At 34.0% G+C, this 21,630-nt stretch carries 27 protein-coding genes; 4 read left to right on the forward strand and 23 right to left on the reverse strand.

What is annotated here, in order from left to right; translation table 11 throughout:
• The first annotated feature begins 3 nt into the window (after positions 1 to 3).
• Positions 4 to 222, forward strand: coding sequence for a translation initiation factor IF-1 (infA, locus tag CINF_RS00590; RefSeq protein WP_178695761.1), 219 nt, complete (start codon positions 4 to 6; stop codon positions 220 to 222).
• Between the two features lie 205 nt (positions 223 to 427).
• On the opposite strand, the gene tkt is transcribed toward infA, so the two are convergent.
• From tkt to waaC, 14 genes are all read right to left on the reverse strand, one after another.
• On the reverse strand, positions 428 to 2,326 hold the full coding sequence (gene tkt / locus CINF_RS00595; RefSeq protein ID WP_179975352.1) for a transketolase: 1,899 nt from the start codon (positions 2,324 to 2,326) through the stop codon (positions 428 to 430).
• The gene (locus tag CINF_RS00600; protein ID WP_179975353.1) at positions 2,319 to 3,179 is read right to left on the reverse strand and encodes a polyprenyl synthetase family protein; all 861 of its coding nucleotides are present in this window, start codon (positions 3,177 to 3,179) and stop codon (positions 2,319 to 2,321) included. Before CINF_RS00600 ends, tkt begins: the two co-directional genes overlap by 8 nt.
• Complete coding sequence (locus tag CINF_RS00605) at positions 3,176 to 4,321, reverse strand: DUF7488 domain-containing protein (protein ID WP_179975354.1); 1,146 nt, start codon at positions 4,319 to 4,321, stop codon at positions 3,176 to 3,178. Before CINF_RS00605 ends, CINF_RS00600 begins: the two co-directional genes overlap by 4 nt.
• Before the next feature lie 186 nt (positions 4,322 to 4,507).
• On the reverse strand, positions 4,508 to 4,924 hold the full coding sequence (locus tag CINF_RS00610; protein WP_179975355.1) for a tetratricopeptide repeat protein: 417 nt from the start codon (positions 4,922 to 4,924) through the stop codon (positions 4,508 to 4,510).
• 162 nt (positions 4,925 to 5,086) lie between these two features.
• Positions 5,087 to 5,389 carry a YbaB/EbfC family nucleoid-associated protein gene (locus CINF_RS00615; RefSeq protein WP_179975356.1) on the reverse strand — a complete coding sequence of 101 codons (303 nt, stop codon included), beginning with the start codon at positions 5,387 to 5,389 and terminating at the stop codon, positions 5,087 to 5,089.
• A gap of 135 nt (positions 5,390 to 5,524) precedes the next feature.
• Positions 5,525 to 6,634: a hypothetical protein gene (locus tag CINF_RS00620; RefSeq protein WP_179975357.1), complete on the reverse strand. Its 1,110-nt coding sequence runs from the start codon at positions 6,632 to 6,634 to the stop codon at positions 5,525 to 5,527.
• A complete protein-coding gene (locus CINF_RS00625; protein ID WP_179975358.1) occupies positions 6,615 to 6,986 on the reverse strand; it encodes a hypothetical protein in 372 nt (123 codons plus the stop codon). Before CINF_RS00625 ends, CINF_RS00620 begins: the two co-directional genes overlap by 20 nt.
• A 21-nt stretch (positions 6,987 to 7,007) precedes the next feature.
• Positions 7,008 to 7,175: a hypothetical protein gene (locus tag CINF_RS00630; protein WP_179975359.1), complete on the reverse strand. Its 168-nt coding sequence runs from the start codon at positions 7,173 to 7,175 to the stop codon at positions 7,008 to 7,010.
• Between the two features lie 62 nt (positions 7,176 to 7,237).
• A complete protein-coding gene (locus CINF_RS00635; RefSeq protein ID WP_179975360.1) occupies positions 7,238 to 7,879 on the reverse strand; it encodes a Crp/Fnr family transcriptional regulator in 642 nt (213 codons plus the stop codon).
• 172 nt (positions 7,880 to 8,051) lie between these two features.
• Complete coding sequence (locus CINF_RS00640; protein ID WP_179975361.1) at positions 8,052 to 8,543, reverse strand: ferritin; 492 nt, start codon at positions 8,541 to 8,543, stop codon at positions 8,052 to 8,054.
• Positions 8,544 to 8,706: 163 nt separating this feature from the next.
• Entirely contained in the window at positions 8,707 to 9,792 is a 1,086-nt protein-coding gene (locus tag CINF_RS00645) for a glycosyltransferase family 9 protein (protein ID WP_179975362.1), read from the reverse strand.
• On the reverse strand, positions 9,789 to 10,508 hold the full coding sequence (locus tag CINF_RS00650) for a glycosyltransferase family 2 protein (protein ID WP_179975363.1): 720 nt from the start codon (positions 10,506 to 10,508) through the stop codon (positions 9,789 to 9,791). The genes CINF_RS00645 and CINF_RS00650 overlap by 4 nt, the downstream gene beginning before the upstream one ends.
• Positions 10,501 to 11,379, reverse strand: a complete 879-nt coding sequence (locus tag CINF_RS00655; protein ID WP_178695787.1) for a lipid A biosynthesis lauroyl acyltransferase — start codon at positions 11,377 to 11,379, stop codon at positions 10,501 to 10,503. Before CINF_RS00655 ends, CINF_RS00650 begins: the two co-directional genes overlap by 8 nt.
• Positions 11,372 to 12,403 carry a lipopolysaccharide heptosyltransferase I gene (gene waaC / locus CINF_RS00660; RefSeq protein WP_179975364.1) on the reverse strand — a complete coding sequence of 344 codons (1,032 nt, stop codon included), beginning with the start codon at positions 12,401 to 12,403 and terminating at the stop codon, positions 11,372 to 11,374. Before waaC ends, CINF_RS00655 begins: the two co-directional genes overlap by 8 nt.
• A gap of 60 nt (positions 12,404 to 12,463) precedes the next feature.
• On the opposite strand from waaC, the gene CINF_RS00665 reads away from it, so the two are divergent.
• From CINF_RS00665 to CINF_RS00675, 3 genes are read left to right on the forward strand one after another with little or no spacing between them, the layout of a single operon-like run.
• Positions 12,464 to 13,459 carry a 3'-5' exonuclease gene (locus CINF_RS00665; RefSeq protein WP_179975365.1) on the forward strand — a complete coding sequence of 332 codons (996 nt, stop codon included), beginning with the start codon at positions 12,464 to 12,466 and terminating at the stop codon, positions 13,457 to 13,459.
• Positions 13,460 to 13,476: 17 nt separating this feature from the next.
• A complete protein-coding gene (locus tag CINF_RS00670) occupies positions 13,477 to 14,709 on the forward strand; it encodes a nucleotide sugar dehydrogenase (RefSeq protein WP_179975366.1) in 1,233 nt (410 codons plus the stop codon).
• A gap of 3 nt (positions 14,710 to 14,712) precedes the next feature.
• Positions 14,713 to 15,765: an NAD-dependent epimerase gene (locus tag CINF_RS00675; RefSeq protein ID WP_179975367.1), complete on the forward strand. Its 1,053-nt coding sequence runs from the start codon at positions 14,713 to 14,715 to the stop codon at positions 15,763 to 15,765.
• A 136-nt stretch (positions 15,766 to 15,901) separates the two neighbouring features.
• Here the strand turns inward: CINF_RS00675 and CINF_RS00680 are convergent, their stop codons facing one another.
• The 9 genes from CINF_RS00680 to CINF_RS00720 all read right to left on the reverse strand — a co-directional run bounded on the left by CINF_RS00680 (position 15,902) and on the right by CINF_RS00720 (position 21,543).
• Positions 15,902 to 17,200 carry a sensor histidine kinase gene (locus tag CINF_RS00680; protein WP_178695778.1) on the reverse strand — a complete coding sequence of 433 codons (1,299 nt, stop codon included), beginning with the start codon at positions 17,198 to 17,200 and terminating at the stop codon, positions 15,902 to 15,904.
• The gene (locus tag CINF_RS00685) at positions 17,197 to 17,850 is read right to left on the reverse strand and encodes a response regulator transcription factor (RefSeq protein WP_179975368.1); all 654 of its coding nucleotides are present in this window, start codon (positions 17,848 to 17,850) and stop codon (positions 17,197 to 17,199) included. Before CINF_RS00685 ends, CINF_RS00680 begins: the two co-directional genes overlap by 4 nt.
• A gap of 69 nt (positions 17,851 to 17,919) precedes the next feature.
• The gene (locus tag CINF_RS00690; protein WP_179975369.1) at positions 17,920 to 18,339 is read right to left on the reverse strand and encodes a hypothetical protein; all 420 of its coding nucleotides are present in this window, start codon (positions 18,337 to 18,339) and stop codon (positions 17,920 to 17,922) included.
• A gap of 119 nt (positions 18,340 to 18,458) precedes the next feature.
• Positions 18,459 to 18,689: an acyl carrier protein gene (locus CINF_RS00695; RefSeq protein ID WP_178695772.1), complete on the reverse strand. Its 231-nt coding sequence runs from the start codon at positions 18,687 to 18,689 to the stop codon at positions 18,459 to 18,461.
• Entirely contained in the window at positions 18,686 to 19,612 is a 927-nt protein-coding gene (locus tag CINF_RS00700; RefSeq protein ID WP_179975370.1) for a ketoacyl-ACP synthase III, read from the reverse strand. The genes CINF_RS00695 and CINF_RS00700 overlap by 4 nt, the downstream gene beginning before the upstream one ends.
• 79 nt (positions 19,613 to 19,691) lie before the next feature.
• Positions 19,692 to 20,243, reverse strand: a complete 552-nt coding sequence (locus tag CINF_RS00705) for a hypothetical protein (protein WP_179975371.1) — start codon at positions 20,241 to 20,243, stop codon at positions 19,692 to 19,694.
• A 9-nt stretch (positions 20,244 to 20,252) separates the two neighbouring features.
• Positions 20,253 to 21,056 (reverse strand): AAC(3) family N-acetyltransferase, encoded by an 804-nt coding sequence (locus CINF_RS00710; protein ID WP_179975372.1) that lies wholly within the window; start codon positions 21,054 to 21,056, stop codon positions 20,253 to 20,255.
• A gap of 3 nt (positions 21,057 to 21,059) precedes the next feature.
• Positions 21,060 to 21,200: a hypothetical protein gene (locus CINF_RS00715; protein ID WP_179975373.1), complete on the reverse strand. Its 141-nt coding sequence runs from the start codon at positions 21,198 to 21,200 to the stop codon at positions 21,060 to 21,062.
• 1 nt (position 21,201) lies between these two features.
• Positions 21,202 to 21,543: a hypothetical protein gene (locus tag CINF_RS00720; protein ID WP_179975374.1), complete on the reverse strand. Its 342-nt coding sequence runs from the start codon at positions 21,541 to 21,543 to the stop codon at positions 21,202 to 21,204.
• Positions 21,544 to 21,630 lie beyond the last annotated feature (87 nt).

Raw genomic sequence — 21,630 nt, forward strand, 5'->3', positions numbered from 1 at the left:
AAAATGGCAAAAGACGATGTTATAGAAATAGACGGCAATGTAATAGAAGCACTACCAAATGCGACCTTTAAAGTAGAGCTTGATAATAAGCATATAATACTTTGTCATATCGCAGGCAAAATGCGTATGCATTATATTAAGATTATGCCAGGCGATAAGGTAAAAGTAGAGCTTACTCCATATAGCTTAGATAAAGGGCGAATAACTTATAGATATAAATAATTTATTTAATTTAAAATTTTAAATAATTAGCGTTGCTTTCTAGCTTTTAAGTTTTAATTAAGCGTATTTTTGAGTTTAAATTTCTTAAATTATTTTTGTGCTTGTATAATTTATAAGCTCTATCTTTATAAAAAATATATTAAAATTTTATGAATGTAAAATTAGCCCTTTATATTCAAAGGGCTAAAATATAATTAGAGATTGTTTATTTAATCAAATCACTTGCTTTATTAGCGATATTTTCAGCACTAAAACCAAAATGCCTAAACAATTCATTTGCATCGCCGCTTTCGCCAAAGCTATCCATACCAAGCACGCAATCAGCGTATTTATACCATTCTAGCGCGCTAGCTGCTTCGATGGCTAGCACCTTGCCAGCAAAAACACGCTCTAAGTATTGTTTTGGCGCATTTGCTATTAGCTCAAAACACGGCGCGCTAGCCACATTTACGCTAATGCCGTTTTGCTCTAAAATTTGGGCTGCTTTAATGCAAACTGCCACCTCGCTACCGCTTGCAACTAGCGTGATTTGCGCGTTTTTACTCTCTTTTAATAAATAAACGCCTTTTGAAATTTCACCAAAAACACTTTCATTTAATGCTTCTAAATTTTGACGCGAAAGCACAAAAGCACAAGGCGCATTTAATTTTAATGCTTCTTGCCAGCAAAGCGTGTTTTCATAAGCGCTTGCTGGGCGGAAAGTATAAAAATTTGGCAAGGCACGAAGTGCGCTAAGATGCTCGATAGGCTGGTGAGTTGGGCCATCTTCGCCCACACCTATGCTATCATGGGTGAAAATAAAATAATTTTTTAAGCTCATAATTGCTGCCATTCTAAGCGCTGGCTTTAAATAATCGCTAAATACAAAAAAAGTAGCACAAAAAGGCAAAAATAATCCATATCTTGCATAAGCATTACAAATAGCGCCCATAGCGTGTTCTCTAATGCCAAAATGTAAATTTTTGCCATGCGGATAATCCCCTGCCAAACTTAGCTCTGTTTTGTTGCTTGGCGCTAAATCCGCGCTACCGCCCAAAAAGCCAGGCAATGCCGCGCTAATGGCATTTAAAAGCTTGTGATTGCTATCGCGGGTAGCCATTTTTACGCCTTTAAAATCAGGCCAAGAAATTTTAGTAAAATCAGGTTTTAATAAAGCATTTAAAAGTGATTTTTTTTCATCGTTTAAATTATTTAGGCTTTCTTGCCATTTAGCCTGGGCTAAATCGCCAAGCTCTAAGGCCGTGCGAAAGGCAAATAATACATCATCTTCTACCACAAAAGAGCTTGTTTTATCTAGTTTGGCTGCTTCTTTTGCCCTTGCTAATAAATCCGCTCCAAGTGGCGCGCCGTGCGCTTTATGGCTACCTTCAAGCTCCAAAGCACCTTTTGCGATTGTAGTGCGCGCAATGATCAAATATGGGCGTTCTTTATGCTCGGCATTTTTTAAGGCAAACTCTATCTCATCAATATCATGCCCATTTATGCGCGCTACCTCCCAGCCAGCTGCTTCAAAGCGAGCCTTAATATCCTCGCTCCAAGCAATACACGTATTGCCTTCTATTGTTATATCATTGCTATCATAAATTAGCACTAAATTATCCAGGCTATGCTTGCCAGCAAGCGCGCAAGCTTCATAACTAATGCCTTCTTGTAAATCCCCATCACCACATAAACAATAAATTTTATGATTGATGATTTCATCGCCTAATAAATTTTGTGCGCTTTTAGCAGCCATGGCTAAGCCAACGGCATTTGCTACGCCTTGACCTAATGGGCCTGTGGCTATTTCAATGCCAGGCGTGCTAAGTTCTGGATGGCCTGGCGTTTTAGAGCCAAGTTTTCTAAAATTTTTTAAATCATCCATACTCACATCATATCCGCTAAGATATAAAAACGCATAAGCTAGCGAGCTAGCATGCCCGCCAGAAAACACCAATTTATCGCGGTTTAGCCAGCTTGGGTCTTTTGGATTATGCTTTAAGGTTTGCATTAATCCTACCATCACCTCAGCCAAGCCCATAGGCGCGCCTGGATGGCCTGAATGTGCGTTTTCAACCATATCCGCGCATAAAAATCTTATAGTATTTGCTTGTTTTTCAAACATCGCTATCCTTTAAATATTTTTGCATTAAATCATTAAGCAGGGGCTTTATTTGCGTGCTTGCTTCATTTAAAATTTGCTCTTTTAGCTCATCTCTTGCGTTTTTTGCGCCTTGTAAGCCTAGTAAATTTGTAAATGAGTTTTTGTCTTTATCGTTTTTTACAGGTTTTTTTGCAATGCTTTGGCTTGCACTTGCGTCTATTATATCATCGTGTATTTGAAAGGCAAGACCTAATTTTAATCCAAGATTATAAACGCTTTTTTGGGTTTTTTTATTTTGTTTTGCTAGCACAGCGCCCATTTGCATACAGCCAGCTATCAAGCACGCGGTTTTGTGTAAGTGTAGAAATTTTAATTTAACTAAATCTAATTTTTTATTTTCAAAGTAGCAATCAATAGCTTGGCCTATCACCATGCCGTTTAATCCGCCATTATAAGCTAAAATTTTAATAAGCTTATAAGAAAGTTTAGCTTTTTTTATTTTGCTTAGTTCATAAAATGCTTGTGTGTTTAGTCCATCGCCTACCAAAATAGCTGTGGTTTGGTCGTATTTTAAATGTAAGGTTTGCACGCCACGCCTAAATGCGGCATTATCCATAGCTGGTAAATCATCATGGATTAGCGAATAAGTATGAAAAAACTCCACGCCCAAAGCACATTTTAAGGCAGATTTATTTATTTTGTTTTTTTTGCTAAAAGCTAGCATTGTGCCTAAAATTAATTGAGCGCGAAAATGCTTGCCACCAGCATTTAAAATCCAAGCAAGAGCTTCATTAAAATGCGGATGAAAGCTATTTATGCGCGGTAAATGCGTGTTTAGATACTCGCTAAAAACAGCATTTACATCTAAACTCATTTTTTCAGCCTTATGAAAAACTGAAAATTATCACGCTCTACTAAAATATGATTTACGCGGTAATTGTTTAGTTTGTTTTGTAGCTCTTTTGCTGATTTTACTGATTTTTTTTCAACTTGCATTATTAAATCGCCCACTTCAAATCCAGCAAGATGAGCTGGAGAATTTGGCGTAATCGCTGTAATAAACATCGCTTTATCTAGCCTAAATCCATAATCTTTTTGTAAAATATCATATTCATTCAAAATTTTAGGTTTAGGGCTTTGCTTTTTGGTGATTGTTTTTGTGGTGTTTTTATCGCTTTGTATTTTATTATTTAGTGCTTTTTCTATGGCGATTTTTACAGCCTCATGTTCGCTTTTTTCATAATCTTGGGCTTTTGGTAATTCAATATTTATTAACTGCTTTTTATCCGCGCGTAAAATTTCAAAACGCAAAACGCTACCTTTTGGCGCAAAAAGCACCATTTCATTTAATTCTCTAAGATCTTTTGGCACTATTTCATTTACGCTTAAAATTTTATCCCCAGCTTGCATTTTGCCACTTACTAAACCAAAAGGATAAACGCTTTTTACTGCCAAATCACCATTAACTCCATCAAAAACCGCGCCTATATCGCCATAATACACATCGTTGTATTTTATAAAATGGCGTAAATATCTATTGCCAATAAATTTTTCACCGCCTTTTGCTATGCCTACCATCAAACAACAATCGCACAACAAAAGCCCCTTTTTATCAGCACTATAACTAAGCTCATCAAACTCGCCCAAATTACCAGCCAAGCTTTTAATATGCCCGGTTTGCGTGGCGTTATCTTCTAAAACATTTACCCACATATCAGTTTTCATATCTTTTTCATCCATCATAAAAGGCGCTATTAAAGTAGTAGGCATTTTTATAAGATACAGCCCTAAATACGGATCGTGCTTGATATAATCAATTTTTTCTAAGCTTTTGTTATCTTCTTGTAAGACAGCGGCTAGATTGCCAGTAAGTGCGATAGCTGTGTGGCCGTGGTAATCAAACTGAGAAATTTTATTTTTATCATAGCATAATTGTAAATCCTCAACACTCGGGCGTGGCGCGCCAAATGCCAAGCTATTAAACGCTAGAAAAAGTGATAAAATTTTAAACTTCATAATATCCCCTTTTATAAAATCCTAAAAGTAATTTTAAACTCTCACACAAAATCGGCAAATTTAAAATTTTATTATTAAAATTTCGCTATTTTTAAAGATTTTATTTTCAAAAAGGCAAATTTAGCCTTTAAATTAAGAATAAAATTAAAATTTTAATAGCGAAATAATTATTTTGGATTTAGTGAGTTAATTCAAATCTTGATAATACTCGCAACTTAACTGATGGTCTAAATCGCAAGCTCTGCCATAATAATCTTTGGCCATGGTTTTGTTTTGCTCTAAGCCTTCTTGGCCATTTTTATACGCTCCGCCAAGAAAAAAGCAAGCAAAGGCATCTCCATTATCGCAATCTTTTTTGAATAATTCATTAGCTTTATTATATAATTCATCGGCTTTTTTGTTGTTTGGTTTTGTGTTTTTGCCTGTTTTGTATAAAAGTCCTAGTTTATTACAACTTTTAGCATCGTTATCATCGCAGGCTTTTTGATATAATTCCATAGCTTTTTTATAATCACCATTTTTTCTAGCCTCCCAAGCCTCTTCATAACCGCCACTAAAAACAGCAGTATTTAAAAGTACCAATGCCAAAATAAATTTTTTCATCTTTGCCCTTTAAATAAAAATTTTTAAACTTGCGTTTTTAAAATGTTAATTTTAATAAATTTAAAATTTAAAATTCTTAAAATTTGACTAAATATTTTGTAAAATAATTACTTTAAGATATTTTTAAGCCAGATAATCCCTAAAATTTCACTTTTTTAAAATTTACAAACCAGCAAAACCAAAAGCCTGCGCTGCTTGTTTTTTCTTTTCTTCTTTTACTAATTCATAGGCTTCATTTACGGCTGAAATTAGTAAAATTTGTAGGCTTTGTTTATCGCTTAATAATTCATCATCGATGCTTATATCTTGGATTTGTGCGTTGCCATCGATCGTAACGCTAATTAGTCCGCCACCGGCTTTTGTGGTGTAGCTTTGTTTTGCAGCTTCGACCTCAAACTCTTCTACTTTTTGTTTTACGCTATTTAGCATTTCGCCCATTTTGCTTAAATCGATATTTTCAAACATAAATAATCCTTCAAAATCGCCGATTGTATCTAAAAATTGCTAAGTTTTTTATGAAAATTTTAAAATAATGCAATAAAATAAAAAGCCCTGCTCTGTAAAGCAAGGCTTTAAAATAACGCTTTAAATAAAATGCGTTTAAAATCCTAAGCTTACGCCGCCATTTTCGCCCGTTTGATAATTTGCATCGCGGCCTATGTCGTATCCAGGGCCATTTCCGCCACCTAATGGACGACAAATATTACCTTCTTTTACAGCTCCATCAATAACCTTAGCATAAGATAGTTTTGGATCAGCGCGGGTTATTTCAACCTTGCCTACTTTGCTTTCTATCTTAGAATCGCCAGTGCTTTCTTTGGTGTAGCTATCTTTTAATGCCTTGCCTTGGGCAAAGCATTCATAAGTATCGCCCACGCTTAGTTTTTGTGTAAATACAGCCTCGCTTGCATTCATACTAGCAATTTTTAGCGGATATATTGCGTTTAAAATATCTTGGCTAATTTTAGCTGCTATTTTTGCTATCGCGTTTTCGCTTGATTTGATATCATCTTTTATGCTTACTGACATTGTTAGGGTATTAGAAAATTTCACCTGAGCTGTGGCAAATAAAATAACTTGATAATCCACGGCTAATTCAACCTTGGTGCTAGTTTTGCCGGTTAAATTGCTAATTTTGCTCTTAGCTTGGGCTGCTGCTATGTTAAAGATCAAAAAATAATCACTCCCTAACACATTTTTAAGTTTGTAAATTTCATCATTTGCAGCGTTGCCAGATTGAATTATGGCCTTTTCCATAGCGTAATACCCGCCATTATCTCTATCTAGCACATTAAATTTTCTACTATCTAACAAATCAGTGATTATGTGCTTTTTAAGCCTTTCGCCCATTGGCCTATACTCTTGCATTGAGCTATCAAAAACGCTAATTGAGCGCCTAGAACTAGCTTTTAGCCCCGGAGCTTTATAGGATTTGGTAGTTTTTGAATTTTTTATTGTAACTCTAGCTACCCATTTGCCATCAGTATCTTGGTATGCTTCATCTATTTCATAGCTATCTGCTCTACCTTTTGTAGCTTTTCTTATTTCACTACTATAAGTGTCTAATATATCTGTCCCTTTATTGCTACTAGTTGCATAAACGCCTAATTTTTTTATAGCCTCTTCTCTTGTTAGTCCGTGTCCTTCGCCAGAACTTGTTTTAGTTACTGTTTTTGTAACTACCTCTGCATTAGCAAAGCCTAAAAACAATACAAATTAATTGTGATACTTTTCTTGCTATTTGAGCGAAAATTCCACCCTTTTCAAGTGGTTCAAATTCTTTTGCGTTAGTTGAATTATCGCTCATTAAAGAATTTATACTTTTAGTAGCTATATTGCCAAAAGTATCTTTAATAAATTCGCCTTTCAGATTTAACATAGCCTTGTTATAAGCATTTTGTAGTGCTTTGGCAAAATCTGCGTCTTTTTCTTTTACTAGCACTTCTGCTTCACCTTTATAAAATACCATACCTTTTTCATTTAGTATATTATATTCTATGCCAAACTCGTCTTTAAACTCATCAAAAAAATCCTCAAGTGATTTAGGTGTAATGTTTTGCATACTAGCGTCTGATGTTTTGTTTTACATCTCTACATCTGTTTGGGTGATTTCTACTTGTTTTTCACCTGCTCCAAATAGCAAACTAGCCGCTAATAGCGAGCCTAAAATAATTTTTTCATTTTTTGTCCTTATATTGATTAAAAAGGCCCTAAAATATTTAGGGCAAGAAGTTAGGTATGAGATTACCAAGTTACGCTTTTGCTTGAACCGGCTTTATTGATTGTTTTTTCATCAGCAAAATTTTAAAATTTTTAAAATTTAAAATCATCGCTAAGTATGATTTTACCGCGACCTAAACGCAAAAGTCCGCTACTTTCTAATTCTTTTAAAATCCTGCTTACCGCCTCGCGCGCACTGCCTATTTCATTTGCGATTTGTTCATGCGTTTTTTCTACAATATTATTATTTGCCTTGCTTAATAAATAGCTTTTTATGCGTTCATTAAGCGTAGAAAATAACGCCTGGCTCATAATTTGAATGCTTTTATTAAATCTTTTTGCCAATAAATCAAGCACAAAATTTGCTAATTTTGGATATTTTAGGCGAAGTGGCATAAAAATTTCAGGCGCGACAACTAAAATTTTAACCTCATCCATAGCTTCTAAATTGATTTCTAATTCATCATTTTGGGCTATGCATTTAGCGCAAAGCACGCATTCATCGCCTTTTTCTAGTTCAAAAATCGTAATTTCTTTATTATTTGCAAAAAGCACAAAAGCACGCAAAGCTCCGCTAAGAACAAGCAAAAATCCATAACAAGCACTTTTATCTTTATATAAAATTTCGCCCTTATTAAAGTTTAAAATTTTAGCTTGATTGATGGCATTTTGCATGTCCGCATCGCTTAGCTCAAATGGTGCAAACTCTTTAATTATCAGCTCTTTTTTATCCATAATCTTGCCTTTTTGGCGTGATTTTAACTAAATTTTAATAATATAGGCGAAATTTTATTGTTTAAAATTATGGATTAAAATTTTATTTAAAAAGTATTAATTTAGCTTTGAAATTTTAATAAACCAAGCGTTAGGGTTTAAACTAACGCTTGGTTAAAGGGGATCACAATTTTTATTTTACAAGACTTTTGATGTATTCATCTGCTAAATATGGGCCGTGGCTAGCTTCGCCTATTAGTTTGATTTTATCTAAAATGCCCCTAAATAGCGCTTCTTCTTCGTGTTGTTCGCTCACATACCATTGTAAAAAGTTAAAAGTAGAAAAATCTTTTTTGCTTAGAGTAAAATCTACAAGATTGGTTATGGATTCTGTTATGCTTAGCTCGTGCGTGTAGATTTTTTCAAACACATCAAGCAAGCTATCAAACTCGCTCTCAGGCTTGGCGATCGTATCGATTACGGCTTTTGAATCTGTATCGTTTAAGTATTTTATAAGTTTTGTTGCGTGATCTCGCTCTTCTTCTGCATGAGCAAATAAAAACTCGCCCGCTCCATCAAAATGATTTTTATAGCACCACGAACTCATATTTAAATATAAATTCGAAGCAAACATTTCCTTTTTAACTTGCTCGTTTAGCAAATTAACCACCTCAGCTGATAGCATAAGCTCTCCTTTTTTTGATTTTTAACAATTTTGCCAAGGCAAAAAAGTTTAGAAGTTTAACATTTTATTAAGCTTTTGTCAATTATGAAATCAGATCTCATTTTTTATAATTTTACATTTAAAATTTTAATTTTATTATCGTGCTTTTAAGCATTTTAAAATTTTAAAATTTTGCTATTTTTTCTACTATTATATTTTTAATAATTTTTATATCAAGTTCATTTAAGCAACGACTGATTTTGCTACCATCACAGCCATCTTTTCCGCACGGCACACAATCCCACGAATGCTGAATTACGCTATGTTTGCCCATATTTTGTAAGCCGTTTTTTTGCGTGTAGGCTGAGTGCAAAAATGAATTATCCCAAGGCCCCCAGTGCATAGCCCCACTAGGCCCAAATAAAGCAATCACTGGCGTATCCACAGCAGCTGCTATATGCATAATCGCCGTATCTGCGCCTATAAAAAGCCTTGATTTAGAGCTTAAAAATGCGACTTGTTTTAGGTTTAGAGTGCCTAAAAAATTAAGTGGTTTGGCCTTTGCCAGATTTAAAATTTGCTTTGATTTTTGAATTTCTTTTTCATCATTAGCACAAGTTAGCACTACTTTTATGCCAAGTTCTAATTCGCAAAAATCAATAATTTGCGCGTTTATTTCATCGCTTGCGCATTTAAAAAGCCATCTGCTCATTGCGTGCATATGAATAAAATTTGCTGGCAGGGCATTTTTAGCGCTAAAAAAATTAGAAAAATCATCAAAATATATGCTAACTTTTGCGCTTGTTGGTTCGTAATTTAAAATTTTAATTGCGTCAAGATTACAAATCACACTATGTCTAAAGCCCTGAGCTGGCAAAAAATGCGTGATAAAACGATTTAAAAAAGCGTTTTTGCTTTTATAAGCAATTAGCGCGCGCGGGCGACAAAGCGCACTTAAAATAATGCCACGCTCGCCGCTAGTGCTTTGAATTATCAAATCAAAATTTTCATTTTTCAAGCTTTTAAAATAAGCAAACTCAGCCTTTAATCTTGCCAAAAATCCGCCTTTTTTAATGCGTTCTCTTTGGTAAATATGTAATTTTTCAATATAAGGATTTTGCTCTAAAACAGCCTGCGTGCCGTCATTTAAGGCAAAATGAATTTTTGCTTTTGGATAAATGCGTGCTAGCTGGCTAATTAAAGGCGTGCTGAGTAAAACATCGCCGATATTGCGAAATTTCATTATTAAAATTTTACGAATTTCTTTCATTTTATGTATTTCCAAAAGGTGTATTGTGCGTAAAGTTTAGCCACGATAAATCCGCGCCAGCCGTCTAAAAAGCCAGCCTTAATCACATAAAGTTTAAAAAAAGTCCAAAATGGGCTAAATAATGCTTTAAGGCGCGATTTTTTAGGATTTAGCGATGAATAGCGGTTTTGCTTGGCGATGAATTGCTCGATATTTTCATAAGCATAATGTAAAAAATGCTCTTTTAGCGCGCCGATTTTACAATCAGCTAGGACTTTTTCATGCACAGCTTCTGTGCTAAAATTTGCGTAATTTTTATTAAAAAGTCTTATTGTATAATCAGGATAAAGCCCCAAATGCCGCAAGGGCGCACCAAAAAAATAATTTAGCCTTGCTACTTTATAAGCATTAAAAGCAGGATTTTTTAGCTCGTTGCTTATTTCGCGTTGTAGATTTTGTGTGATGATTTCATCGCTATCAAGGACAAAAACCCAAGCATTTTTACAAGCATTTACCCCGTAATTTTTCATTTTTCCAAAGCCAAGCCATTCATGGCTTATAAACTTAGCATTTTGATATTTATTTACAATATGCCTTGTATCATCGCTACTGCCGCTATCAAGGATTAAAATTTCATCAGCAAAACTAGCGCTTTTAAGCACTTCATCTAAATATTTTTGGCTATTAAAAGTAAGAATAAGCACGCTTAGGGCGTTTTTTTGATTTGGGTTATTCATAGATTGACTCGTAGAAATGCTTGAATTTTTTATGCATCCAAAAATATTCATCTGGTTTTTTTCTTATCACGCGCTCGGTGGCATCGCTTTGTAATTGCGTGGCGATTTGAATGCTATCTTTGCCTAAGGCATCTAGGCTAATTGGTTCATAAAAGCTAATTACTGAAATATCGCCATCTTGATGGACAAAAGTCGGCACAATCAGCGCATTTAGCTTTTGGGCAAAAATACTAGCTGCTGGCGTGTGTAAGATTTTCTTGCCAAAAAATTTACATTCTATGCCGTCTTTTGCTGCTGTGTTTTGATCTACAAGCATACCGACTACGCGCCCGTTTTTTAGGGCATTTAGCACGCCACGCGCTGCTCCGCTTTTAGGGATTAGTTCTATATTAAAACGGGTGCGATTTTTGCTTAAAATTTTATTCATCTTCGCGTTATCAAGATTTCTGCCTACTACTGATATACTAACCCCAAAATACGCCGCGCACGCTATGCTCATCAATTCCCAATTACCATAATGTGCTGTTTGAAAAATCAATGCCTTACCACTATTTAGCGCATCTTTTACCATTTGGGCGTTTTCAAAACGCACTTGATTTAAAATTTGCTCTTTGCTAGCACCTTGATTTTTTAAAAAACTAAGTCCAAAATAAGCGAAATTTTTATAGCAAGATTTTATGATTTTTTTGGCCTCTTGTTCATCATAACCACACATTTTTAAATTTGCTAGCATAATTTTTGTATGCTTTTTATCAAATTTATAAAAAAGCGCACTTAGGGCGTTTAAAAGCGCATTTAAAGCAGGTTTTGGGATTATAAAAATTAGAAATTTTAAAAAATAATAAAGCGATAAATATAAAAAATCAAGCATTGTCATTCTTTAAAATTTTAATTAAATCAAATGCCGTGTTGGCAATGATTTCTGGCTTTATTTCATTTATACAAAAATCATTTTTATTTATTTTTTTAGCGTCAATTTTTTTGCCTGAATCAATCACTAAATTTTTAGTTGTTAAAAGAGCATTGCGCTGGCTTGGGCGATTACCAAAAAGCGTGATTGTAGCGGTATTTTGCGCCCAGGCAAGATGGCTTATGCCGCTATCATTGCCTATTAAAATGCTAGCGTTATTTATGAGCGTTATTAGCTTAGAAAAATCTAAAATTTTAAGCACCTTTGCGCTTGAAATTTGCGCGATTTTTTTGGCTTTTATTAGTTCGTTATCGCCGTTTTGGATTATTAAAATTTCATAATTTTTAAGACTAGATTTTAAAATTTTAATAACTTCATCAAAATGCGCGTAGCACTTGCTTTGCTCGCTTGCAAATGGAGAGATTAGAATGTAGTTTTTATTAGTTAAGTTTTCGTTATTTATTAAAATTTTATCTTTTTGTAAGTTTTCATAACTAAATAAATTTTTAGTAAAAATCGCGTTTTTGTTTATTATTTCATTTATTTGATAAGTGAATTTAAGTCCAAAAGCGCATAAATTAGCATTTCTTAAAATCACATTTTCATTATAATCGCTTTTAAATTTATGCGCATATAAAATGCTACAAATACCTTCTTTTGCGCTTTTGTATGAAAAGCCATAAATATTTTTGCCTAAAATTCTAGCAATTATGCTTGATTTTATTAAGCCTTGTAAGTCTATGATTAGGTCGAATTTATTTTGGTATTGTTTTAAAATTTCAAAGCTTTTTTTGTAGCTTTTTTCTTTTAAGGGCAATAAAACTAATTCATCAAGCAAGGCACAATGATTTAAAATTTTGCCAAATTTTAAATCCGCAAACCACGCAATACGAGCATCTTTTATATATTTTTTAATTAAAGCAAGACTTGCGCTTGCGTGGATTATGTCCCCAAGTGATGAAAGTTTGATTATAGCTATATTCACCTAAAATCCTAAAATTTTGGCTATTATTCTAAGCAATTTTTTCTAAAAAGTTGGTAAATTATGAGCTATATTTGCGTTTTTGATTGTGAAACTATCCCAAATGCTGCGCTTTTAAGACAGGTTTTTGGATATAGTGGTGATGATTATAGCGTTAGCTTACAAGCATTTAGCGAGCAAGAGGCAAAAACTGGCAATGCTTTTTTACCTGTGTGTTTTCATCAAGTAGTTAGCATTTCAGCCGTGATGGCTGATCAATATGGCAAGTTTTTGCGCGTTAAAAGCATTGATGGCGCAAATGAGCGCGAGATGATCACGCAATTTTTAAGTTTTATTGATAAATATAATCCTAGACTTGTTAGCTATAATGGGCGCGGGTTTGATTTGCCTATGTTGATGATAAGGGCGATGAGCTATAATATCTCGGTAAATGCGTATTTTGACACAAATGATAGAAGTTTAAATAAAGATAAATGGACAAATTACCGCTCGCGTTATGATGGGGTTTTTCACCTTGATTTACTTGATCATATTAGCGATTTTAAAGCAGTTGGTGGGTTAAAACTAGATTTGCTTTGTGCTAGCTTAAACTTACCTGGCAAATACGACATACACGGAGATCAGGTTTTTGAATTATTTTATAATAACGAACTTGATAAAATCCACGAATACTGCCGCAGCGATACATTAAACACTTACTGGCTTTTTTTAAAATACGAACTTTTACGCGCAAAAATCAATTTAGATGATTATGCAAATAACCTTGCGATAATGAAACAACACCTACAAAACGAACATACAGAATTTGGCTACACTAATGTATTTTGCGAATATATCGATCGCGAACTAGCTAGAATCAATGGCTCGCTAAGCTATGAAGATAAGCAAGATAAATGCGAAGAAAATGATGAAAATTTTAATATAGAAAATATAGATGATTTTATGAATCAAAATGGCCTAAACAAAGGTGCTAGCGGACTAAAAAGCACCAAAACACAGCCAAAAAACAGCACAAATGATAATGAGAATTTGCCTGAAATAAACCTAGATGATGAATAAAGCAAAAAAGGATTTTTATGCTTAAAGAAAAAATTGCAATTATTGGCTTAGGTTATGTTGGTATGCCCTTAGCAGCGGCATTTAGCGAGCATTTTGAAGTAATTGGCTATGATTTAAATCAATCTCGCATAGATGAATTAAAAAATGGCTTTGATAAAACCTTAGAACTTAGCCCTAAACAAATGCAAAACGCCCTAAAACAGGGCATAAAATTTACAGATGATATTTATGATTTAAAAGAATGCACTTTTTTTATTATAAGCGTGCCTACGCCTATTGATAAAAATAAACGCCCTGATTTAAGTTGCTTACAAAGTGCTAGCCTTAGCGTGGCCAAAGTGCTTAAAAAAAGCGATATAGTGGTATTTGAAAGCACTGTTTATCCGGGTGTGAGCGAGGAATTTTGTGCGCCACTTTTACAAAGTTGTGGTTTAAAATTTGGCATAGATTTTGAGATAGGTTATAGCCCTGAGCGCATAAATCCAGGCGATAAAGAACACACAGTAAGCAAAATCAAAAAAATCGTATCTGCTAGCTCTAAGGGTGCGCTAGAACGAGTAAGTAAAGTTTATGCCCAAATCATTAAAGCAGGCATTTATGAAGCAAGCAGTATAAAAGTAGCAGAAGCGGCTAAGGTTATAGAAAACACACAAAGAGATATAAATATTGCTTTTATAAATGAGCTTTTAATGATTTTTGATAAGATGGAGATAAATACGCAAGAGGTGCTAAAAGCGGCTTCGACAAAATGGAATTTTTTAAATTTTACCCCAGGGCTTGTCGGCGGGCATTGTATAGGCGTTGATCCTTATTATTTAACGCACAAAGCAGCAGAAATAGGCCATCATGCCGAGCTAATCTTAGCAAGCAGGCGCATAAATGATAATATGGGCATTTACCACGCAAATGTTGTTATAAAAAAAATGATAAAGCATAATTTAAAAATTAAAGGCGCAAAGGTGCTGATTTTAGGTTTAACCTTTAAAGAAAATTGCCCTGATATTAGAAATACTCGCGTAATTGATTTATATAATGAACTTAGAGATTTTGGTTGTGAATTAAGCGTAAATGACCCTTTGGCTAATGCTGATGAGGTAAAGAAATTTTATAATATAAACTTCCAAAATGAAAAAATTTGCGAGCAAAGATTAAAAGATTATGATTGCGTGATTTTAGCTGTCGCGCACGATGAGTTTAAAAAGCTAGATTTTAGCGGTGTTTTGACACATTTTATTAAATATTTGGAGTAAAAAATGAAAATTTTACTTACCGGCGTTGCAGGATTTATAGGTTTTTCATTAGCGCGCGAGCTAATCAAAGGCGGTGATGAAATAATTGGCCTTGATAATATAAATGAATATTACGATGTAAAATTAAAATATGCGCGCCTAGCCCAGCTTGGCATAGATGATATAAATGCTAATAGCTCAAATCTTGTAAGTTCGGCTAAATATCAAAATTTAAGTTTTATTAAGCTTGATTTAAGCGATACCGAGGCGATTTTAAAATTTTTTAAAGAGCAAAATTTTGATTGTGTGGTTAATCTTGCAGCTCAAGCTGGCGTGCGTTATTCCTTAGAAAATCCTCAAAGCTATATCAGCTCAAATATTTTAGGTTTTGAAAATATTTTAGAGGGTTGCCGCCAAGAGGCTGTGAAAAATTTAGTTTTTGCTAGTTCTAGCTCGGTTTATGGGCTAAATACTGCCTTGCCTTTTAGCGAAAGCGCAAGCACGCAACATCCAATTAGCCTATATGCAGCCACAAAAAAAGCAAATGAAATGATGGCTCACAGCTACGCTCATCTTTTTAATTTGCCTTGTACGGGGCTTAGATTTTTTACCGTTTATGGTCCGTGGGGACGCCCTGATATGGCGCTTTTTAAGTTTGTTAAAGCAGCACTTAATGATGAAAGCATCGATGTTTATAATCACGGCAATATGAAGCGCGATTTTACTTATATAAGCGATATTGTAGGTGGTATTATTAAATGCATACAAAAGCCAGCCGCGCCAAGCACAAACTTTAACGCCCAAAACCCAAACCCAGCAATTTCAAGCGCGCCGTATAGGATTTATAATATAGGCAAAGGCCAAAGCGTTGCGCTAATGGAGTTTATAGTGGCTATTGAAGATATTTTGGGCATTAAAATTAAAAAAAATATGCTAGCAATGCAAGCAGGCGATGTAGAGGCTACTTGGTGCGATACTAGCGCATTAGAGCGTGATTTTGGCTACAAAGCGCAAGTGAGCATAAAACAAGGTGTGAGCGAGTTTATCGCTTGGTATAAAAAATATTATGGCATTTAGCCCAAATTTTAATTTAAAATTTAAAGCTAAATGTTTTAAAACTCCATAAAATCGCCAAAACCCAGCAAATTTTAAAATTTGCTGGCAGATTAAGCTTGTAAAATCTTTCTAATAAAGCAAATTTTAATTTAAAATTTTACATAAAGCTAACGCAAAATGTGGTTTGTTTTTCATTTGAGCTAGCTGTGATGGTGTAATTTAACTCATCGCAAAATCGCTTAACCAAAGAAAGCCCTATGCCAAAACCGCCATTTGTCCTATCAAAACGCGTAAATTTATCATAAATTTTTTCTAAGTTTTGCTTGTTTATTACCACGCCTTTTTGCGCGATTGCTAGTTTATTGTTTTCTAAGCTCACGCTTATGATCTCACCAGAAAAACTATATTTTATGGCATTTGATAATAAATTATCTATAATTTTGCTTAGGCGAAATTTATCGCTTGTAAGTTCAAGGGGCGCTAAATCTAATTTAAAGCTAATTTGCTTTTTGCTAGCACTTAGCTCAAAAAAGCCCACTCTTTCTTTAATAAGCGCGCTTACATCAATATGCTCAAAGCTTAATGGCTGGGTTTTAAGCGTGCTAGAAAGATCGCTAAAAAGTTGCGAGAGGCTAAAAGCTGCGTTTTTGATGTTAGCTAGATATTTTTGCGGATTTTTCTCATACATTTCAAGACTCATTAAAATCACGCTTAGTGGGGTGTTAATCTCATGCGTGGTATCAGTGATGAAAGTATTAAGGGCTTTAATGTGGCCAAGTAAAGGCGCATAAGCTAAACGCACAATAAAATAAGAAAGCACCAAAACCACGCCAAAGCTTAGCAAGCAAATCACCAAAACGCTAGCAAATAACCTAGCATTTGCCTTATGTAGCTCATTTGTGCGTAAAATCAAAACAAGCGAGCGTTTGTGGATTGGGGCGATGTAATAAGCATAATTTTGGCTAATAATAAAATTGTTAATGCGCTCTTTTGGCTTGGTGTTTTGGGGAGATTTTTCATCTGGGGTAATATGCTCTGGCAATGCTTTTTCATCTGGTGGCGCGATATTTGGTGGCGGCAAGGTTTCATCTAATGGATAGCTTGGCTTGGTTTTTTTCTTAGAGTTTTGCTTGAAATCTTTTTGTAAGTGTTTAATGGCTTGTGTAAGTTCGTTTGGTATATCATTAAATTCTTGAACTTCGTAGGAATTTTGAGCTAAATTAAAAATATTTATATCGTAATTTCTAAATCCAAAAATGCCGTCCATATCGCCATTTGTGCGCCTAATATAAGCAATTTGGCGCGCGCCATCGTGCAATATAAATGAAGTATGATTTAAAATATCGTTTTTTTTGCTTTGATAATAAAATGTGCCAAAAAACAACACAAAAGCACCGCTAGTGCATACATAAACAAGCAAAACCAAAAGCGGATATTTTAGGTTTTTATCTATCATTTTTTAAATTCATAACCCTGCTTAGAATGCGAAATAATACGCTCTTGGCCTAAAATTTTACGAAGCTCTCTAATATACACACGCAAGGCCATCTCGCTAGGCTCATCTATGCCCCATAAATGCGAGTAAATCTCAGCTCTTGATACAATACAATTAGCCCTGGCAACAAAAAGCGATAAAAGCTCACTTTGTTTATTATGTAAGTTAATGCGCTTGCCATCGCAAAATAATTGCTTTAAAAGCACATCATAGCTAAAATGCTCGTCAATTTTTACCACGCTTTTTCTATCAAAATTTCTTTTTAATAAATTTTGAACTCTCAAAGCTAGCTCTCCAAGCTCAAAAGGTTTTTTTAAATAATCATCGCAACCTGCGCGAAATCCCATTTTAACATCATCCATACTATTTAGCGAAGTGATAAAAATACAAGGCGTGTCGATGCCAGCTTCTCTTAGCTCGCTTAATAATGTAAAACCATTGCCATCAAGCACCTTCACATCAAAAATAAATAAATCATAATTTTTACTAGCTAATTCTATGGCTTCATTATAGCTAGCGCAAGCATCTACGCTATAATTGTTATCTTGTAAATATTCAGCGATCATATCACAAAGCATATTTTCATCTTCTAAAAGTAAAATTTTATTCATTTAGTTTTCTTTTTGGCAAATTTTATTTAGCAAGCAAAACGCAGTTTATGCGTTTTGCGCCTTTTTGGTTTATTTCATTGCTTGGCAATCCATATTAGGACATTGTGGCATTCTTTTTTGTCTTTGATGATCAAGCTTAGCTGGCTTTGCTTTTGGGCCAACAAAACCGCCAAAATTCCCACAAACCCTATCATTGTAAATATCATCTCGTTTAAGTTTTGCTAAGCCTTGGCGATTTTGATATTTTAATTCGCTTAAAAACTCAGCCCTTTGAGCTTCGTCTAAATTATTAACTACGGCTTTTAATTGGCGCTCTTTGGCACAAATTTGAGCTATTTTTGCCTCTAACTGGCTGGCCTCTTTTTTCAAGCTTATGCTCTCTTGGGCTGTTTTGCTTGCTAATTTTTGAATCTCAGCCTTGCTCATATCAGCACCAAAACTCGCACTAGTTAGCAGGCTAGCTGCTAAAACAATGGTTAATTTTTTCATCTTTTCTCCTTTGAAGTGATGGCAAAATTATGAAATATAAATGTTAAATGCTTGTTAAAATTTTAATTTTTGCAAAAAATTTTAAAATTTACTAGCACTTTTAGCTTCAATTTTAAAATTTAGAGCTTTTCATTGATGTGTTTTACTATTTTATCTATGGTATTAAGCTCCATAAATTCATCAGCGCTGATTTTGATATTGTAAGTTTCTTCGATATTTAAAAATAAACTTGCCTTATCCAAAGAATCAACGCCTTGATCGCTAAGATTTACATCATCTTGTAAGTTTTGCGCTAAGATGCCACATTGTTTAATTAGCTCTTTAATCTCTAAATTGCTGATATTTTTCATTTTTGCTCCTTTTGATTTTTTTCTAAAATACAGCTTCCCCACGAAAGCCCACCACCAAAACCACAAGCCAAAATGCGTTTTGCGTTTTGCTCTAAAAGCTGGGATTGAAGCATTAAGGGTATAGATGATGAGATGGTGTTGCCGTAATTTTTAGCTAAAAACGGCATTTTGCTTTCATCAAGTTCTAATCTTTTGGCTAATGAATTGATAATAAACTTGCTTCCTTGGTGAAATAAAAACTTATCTATTTGCTCTTTGCTAAGCGAGTTTTCTTGTAAAAACTGCTCTATATGCGATGAAATTATTTGCATAGCAAAATTAAAAACCGCGCGCCCGTCCATACTTAATCTATCTTTTTGGCAAAATATCGCTTCAAAGCCAGCTCCATCAGTACCAAACTTAAAAGCTTTTGGCACATAAATAGGCTCTGTATTTATTAGGCTGACACTAGCAGCATCGCCAAAAAGCAAGGCCGTGTTTTTATCATCATCATTTATAATTTGGCTATAAGGATCGCAAGTAAAAAGCAAGCCTTGTTTAAAGCCATTTATTTGCATAAAGCCCAAAATCGCACAAAGCCCGTATATATAACCACTACACGCCAAATTTATATCAAAACAAGCACAATTTTTTGTTAGGTTTAGTTTATCTTGTAAGATGGCTGAGGTGTGCGGGATTTTAAAATCTCCATTTTGCGTGATTAAAACAATACAATCAATAGCATTTTTATCCACATCTACAAGCTTTTCATAGGCCTTTATACACAAATTGCTTGCTTTTTCATCTTTTTGCTTGCGCGTTAGATACTCAAAGCCGATTTTTTCTTTAATGAAAATTTCATCTATGCTAAATTTATCTTTAAAATCATAATTATACAGCTTTTCTTGTGGTAAAAAATTTGAAATTTCTCTTATGCCTAGCATTTTTATCCTTTCATTTTTAAAGCAAAAAACATTGGGCTATTTTATTTTCTGGCTCTGCCAAAAAACACCCCCCCTGTCATTAGCTATGAAAAATTTCGCTTTTTGTAAGCAAGAAATTAAAATGCGATTTAAAGCGAAGTTTAAGCGGGTATTTTTCTTTAAACTCATCATTTAAGTTTAGTTTAGCAAAATACCATTTGCTCTTTTGCTCGCTTAATACATTTAAAAGCAAATGTTTATTTAAAGCAATAATTTCTTCCATAAAAGAAAAACCACTTGGGCAAGAAAGCGTAATTTCTTGTTTTGCTAAATCAAGCGAGCTTTTAGATATTATTTTTTCTTCTTCATAAATTATGCTTTTGCTTGGCTTTGAGTTTGGATTTTTTAACCCAAAAATCCTTAGTTCGTTTTTAAAATTTAGCTCTTGCGCGCTTTTAAATCTGGCGATAAAATAAAGATCTTTTTCATCTTTTGGCGCGCCTTGGCTTAATAAAATATTTTGCGTCATTAGTTGATGAAAGCTAAGCTCAAATAACTTTAAATTTGGATAAGTTTTTAATAAAGCATTATAAACATCAGGGCCTTGTATATAAGTGCGCTCGCCTTTGAAATTAAAATTTAATTCTTGCATTTTTGCCTCTTATATTCTATATGGTTTTTCTTGTGGTTCTTGCTTCATCCAAGCATAAATATCTTTTGAAAAAAGCTCCACGCAAGCTTTATAAAAAGCCTTATAATCATACACAAAAACCGCACTTTTGCCTAAATTAAACTCACGCACGCTCTGTTTATAAACTTGCGTAAAATATTTAAAAATTTTAACATTCTCATCGCGCGTCAGTTTTCTATAAGGTTCATAAAGCACTTGCAAATAAAAATTTTTATAACTTATTTCATCGTTGATTTTTATAGGATGATAAAATTCTTTTATATATCGATAAGGCACATTCATTACAAATTCTACATGATGAATAAGCGAACAAGTAAGATTTGGGCGCATTCCTATGCTTATCATTAAAATTTTATCAAATTCAAGCATATTATGATAAGGGCTTGCTATGCCATAAGCGTGTGGCGTGCTTGTGTTGCAGATTTGAGCATTTTTGCCAAGAGCTGTATAAGATGCAAAAGGATGTAAGCTGCGCACGCTATTTGGAGTGTTTAACAAAAAATTCCCAAAAGCGCCCAAATTTGATGGAGTATAACGCTCAAATGGCGTGTTTGTGTTGCAGATTTGAAAGCTCATGGTTTGGGTCATTATCGTGGCGTTATCATTACTGGCTTTAAAAATGCTTGCGTTTATGGCATTTAATAGATCAAATTTATTTTTACTATCAAAGCTACCAGCTACGCCCAAATCCCCAGCGACAAAGGCTATATCTGTATGGGCGTTTATATTTTTGGTTAAAATTTGCTCCAAATCTTTTATTTTATAATCACTCACAATCTATCCTTTCAAAAAATCGCTCCAAAACTCATCAAAAACAAACACGCAAAGCACAAAACCTACAATTAAATTTATCAAAGCCCCAAAGAAAAATGCTAAAAAAGGCTTAAAGCCCACGCTTAAAATATCTTTAAATCGCACGCTAAAACCTATGCTTAAAAAAGCAAGAGTAAAAAACTAGTTTTTTAAATTTTTGAAGTATAAAAAACGCACTAAACTCAAAAATAAATTTTCTAAGCCCGCGCCCATAAATCCAAGCCACAAACGCAAAAACGCTAGCAAAAAGCACATAAAAAAGAATGAAATTTAATAAATTCAGCCCAGCCAAAAGTTCATTAAAATTTGAATAAGTTGTGATTTTAAAATTTAAAAAAGAAATAAAATCAAGCCCAGCAAAATGCCCTAAATTCACCACAAAAATAAGCACAAAAGCAATTAAAATTGCTAGATTGTCTTCTTTTTGCCAAAGGCCTTTTGCGCTCATTTTTTATCCTTTTACTGCCAAATAATAAAATTTTAAAATTTTAGTATTTTATGATGGCTTTTGTGGTTGTTTTTATTGCTTGATTTT

The sequence above is a fragment of the Candidatus Campylobacter infans genome, from assembly GCF_013416015.1.
Lineage (GTDB): Bacteria > Campylobacterota > Campylobacteria > Campylobacterales > Campylobacteraceae > Campylobacter > Campylobacter infans.

What these genes read in the sequence shown, in the direction of transcription:
- infA (WP_178695761.1), top strand. Translation starts at nt 4, where the DNA reads ATGGCAAAAGACGATGTTATAGAAATAGACGGCAATGTAATAGAAGCA.
- tkt (WP_179975352.1), bottom strand. Translation starts at nt 2,326, where the DNA reads ATGTTTGAAAAACAAGCAAATACTATAAGATTTTTATGCGCGGATATG.
- CINF_RS00600 (WP_179975353.1), bottom strand. Translation starts at nt 3,179, where the DNA reads ATGAGTTTAGATGTAAATGCTGTTTTTAGCGAGTATCTAAACACGCAT.
- CINF_RS00605 (WP_179975354.1), bottom strand. Translation starts at nt 4,321, where the DNA reads ATGAAGTTTAAAATTTTATCACTTTTTCTAGCGTTTAATAGCTTGGCA.
- CINF_RS00610 (WP_179975355.1), bottom strand. Translation starts at nt 4,924, where the DNA reads ATGAAAAAATTTATTTTGGCATTGGTACTTTTAAATACTGCTGTTTTT.
- CINF_RS00615 (WP_179975356.1), bottom strand. Translation starts at nt 5,389, where the DNA reads ATGTTTGAAAATATCGATTTAAGCAAAATGGGCGAAATGCTAAATAGC.
- CINF_RS00625 (WP_179975358.1), bottom strand. Translation starts at nt 6,986, where the DNA reads ATGCAAAACATTACACCTAAATCACTTGAGGATTTTTTTGATGAGTTT.
- CINF_RS00635 (WP_179975360.1), bottom strand. Translation starts at nt 7,879, where the DNA reads ATGGATAAAAAAGAGCTGATAATTAAAGAGTTTGCACCATTTGAGCTA.
- CINF_RS00640 (WP_179975361.1), bottom strand. Translation starts at nt 8,543, where the DNA reads ATGCTATCAGCTGAGGTGGTTAATTTGCTAAACGAGCAAGTTAAAAAG.
- CINF_RS00645 (WP_179975362.1), bottom strand. Translation starts at nt 9,792, where the DNA reads ATGAAAGAAATTCGTAAAATTTTAATAATGAAATTTCGCAATATCGGC.
- CINF_RS00650 (WP_179975363.1), bottom strand. Translation starts at nt 10,508, where the DNA reads ATGAATAACCCAAATCAAAAAAACGCCCTAAGCGTGCTTATTCTTACT.
- CINF_RS00655 (WP_178695787.1), bottom strand. Translation starts at nt 11,379, where the DNA reads ATGCTTGATTTTTTATATTTATCGCTTTATTATTTTTTAAAATTTCTA.
- CINF_RS00665 (WP_179975365.1), top strand. Translation starts at nt 12,464, where the DNA reads ATGAGCTATATTTGCGTTTTTGATTGTGAAACTATCCCAAATGCTGCG.
- CINF_RS00670 (WP_179975366.1), top strand. Translation starts at nt 13,477, where the DNA reads ATGCTTAAAGAAAAAATTGCAATTATTGGCTTAGGTTATGTTGGTATG.
- CINF_RS00675 (WP_179975367.1), top strand. Translation starts at nt 14,713, where the DNA reads ATGAAAATTTTACTTACCGGCGTTGCAGGATTTATAGGTTTTTCATTA.
- CINF_RS00680 (WP_178695778.1), bottom strand. Translation starts at nt 17,200, where the DNA reads ATGATAGATAAAAACCTAAAATATCCGCTTTTGGTTTTGCTTGTTTAT.
- CINF_RS00685 (WP_179975368.1), bottom strand. Translation starts at nt 17,850, where the DNA reads ATGAATAAAATTTTACTTTTAGAAGATGAAAATATGCTTTGTGATATG.
- CINF_RS00690 (WP_179975369.1), bottom strand. Translation starts at nt 18,339, where the DNA reads ATGAAAAAATTAACCATTGTTTTAGCAGCTAGCCTGCTAACTAGTGCG.
- CINF_RS00695 (WP_178695772.1), bottom strand. Translation starts at nt 18,689, where the DNA reads ATGAAAAATATCAGCAATTTAGAGATTAAAGAGCTAATTAAACAATGT.
- CINF_RS00700 (WP_179975370.1), bottom strand. Translation starts at nt 19,612, where the DNA reads ATGCTAGGCATAAGAGAAATTTCAAATTTTTTACCACAAGAAAAGCTG.
- CINF_RS00705 (WP_179975371.1), bottom strand. Translation starts at nt 20,243, where the DNA reads ATGCAAGAATTAAATTTTAATTTCAAAGGCGAGCGCACTTATATACAA.
- CINF_RS00720 (WP_179975374.1), bottom strand. Translation starts at nt 21,543, where the DNA reads ATGAGCGCAAAAGGCCTTTGGCAAAAAGAAGACAATCTAGCAATTTTA.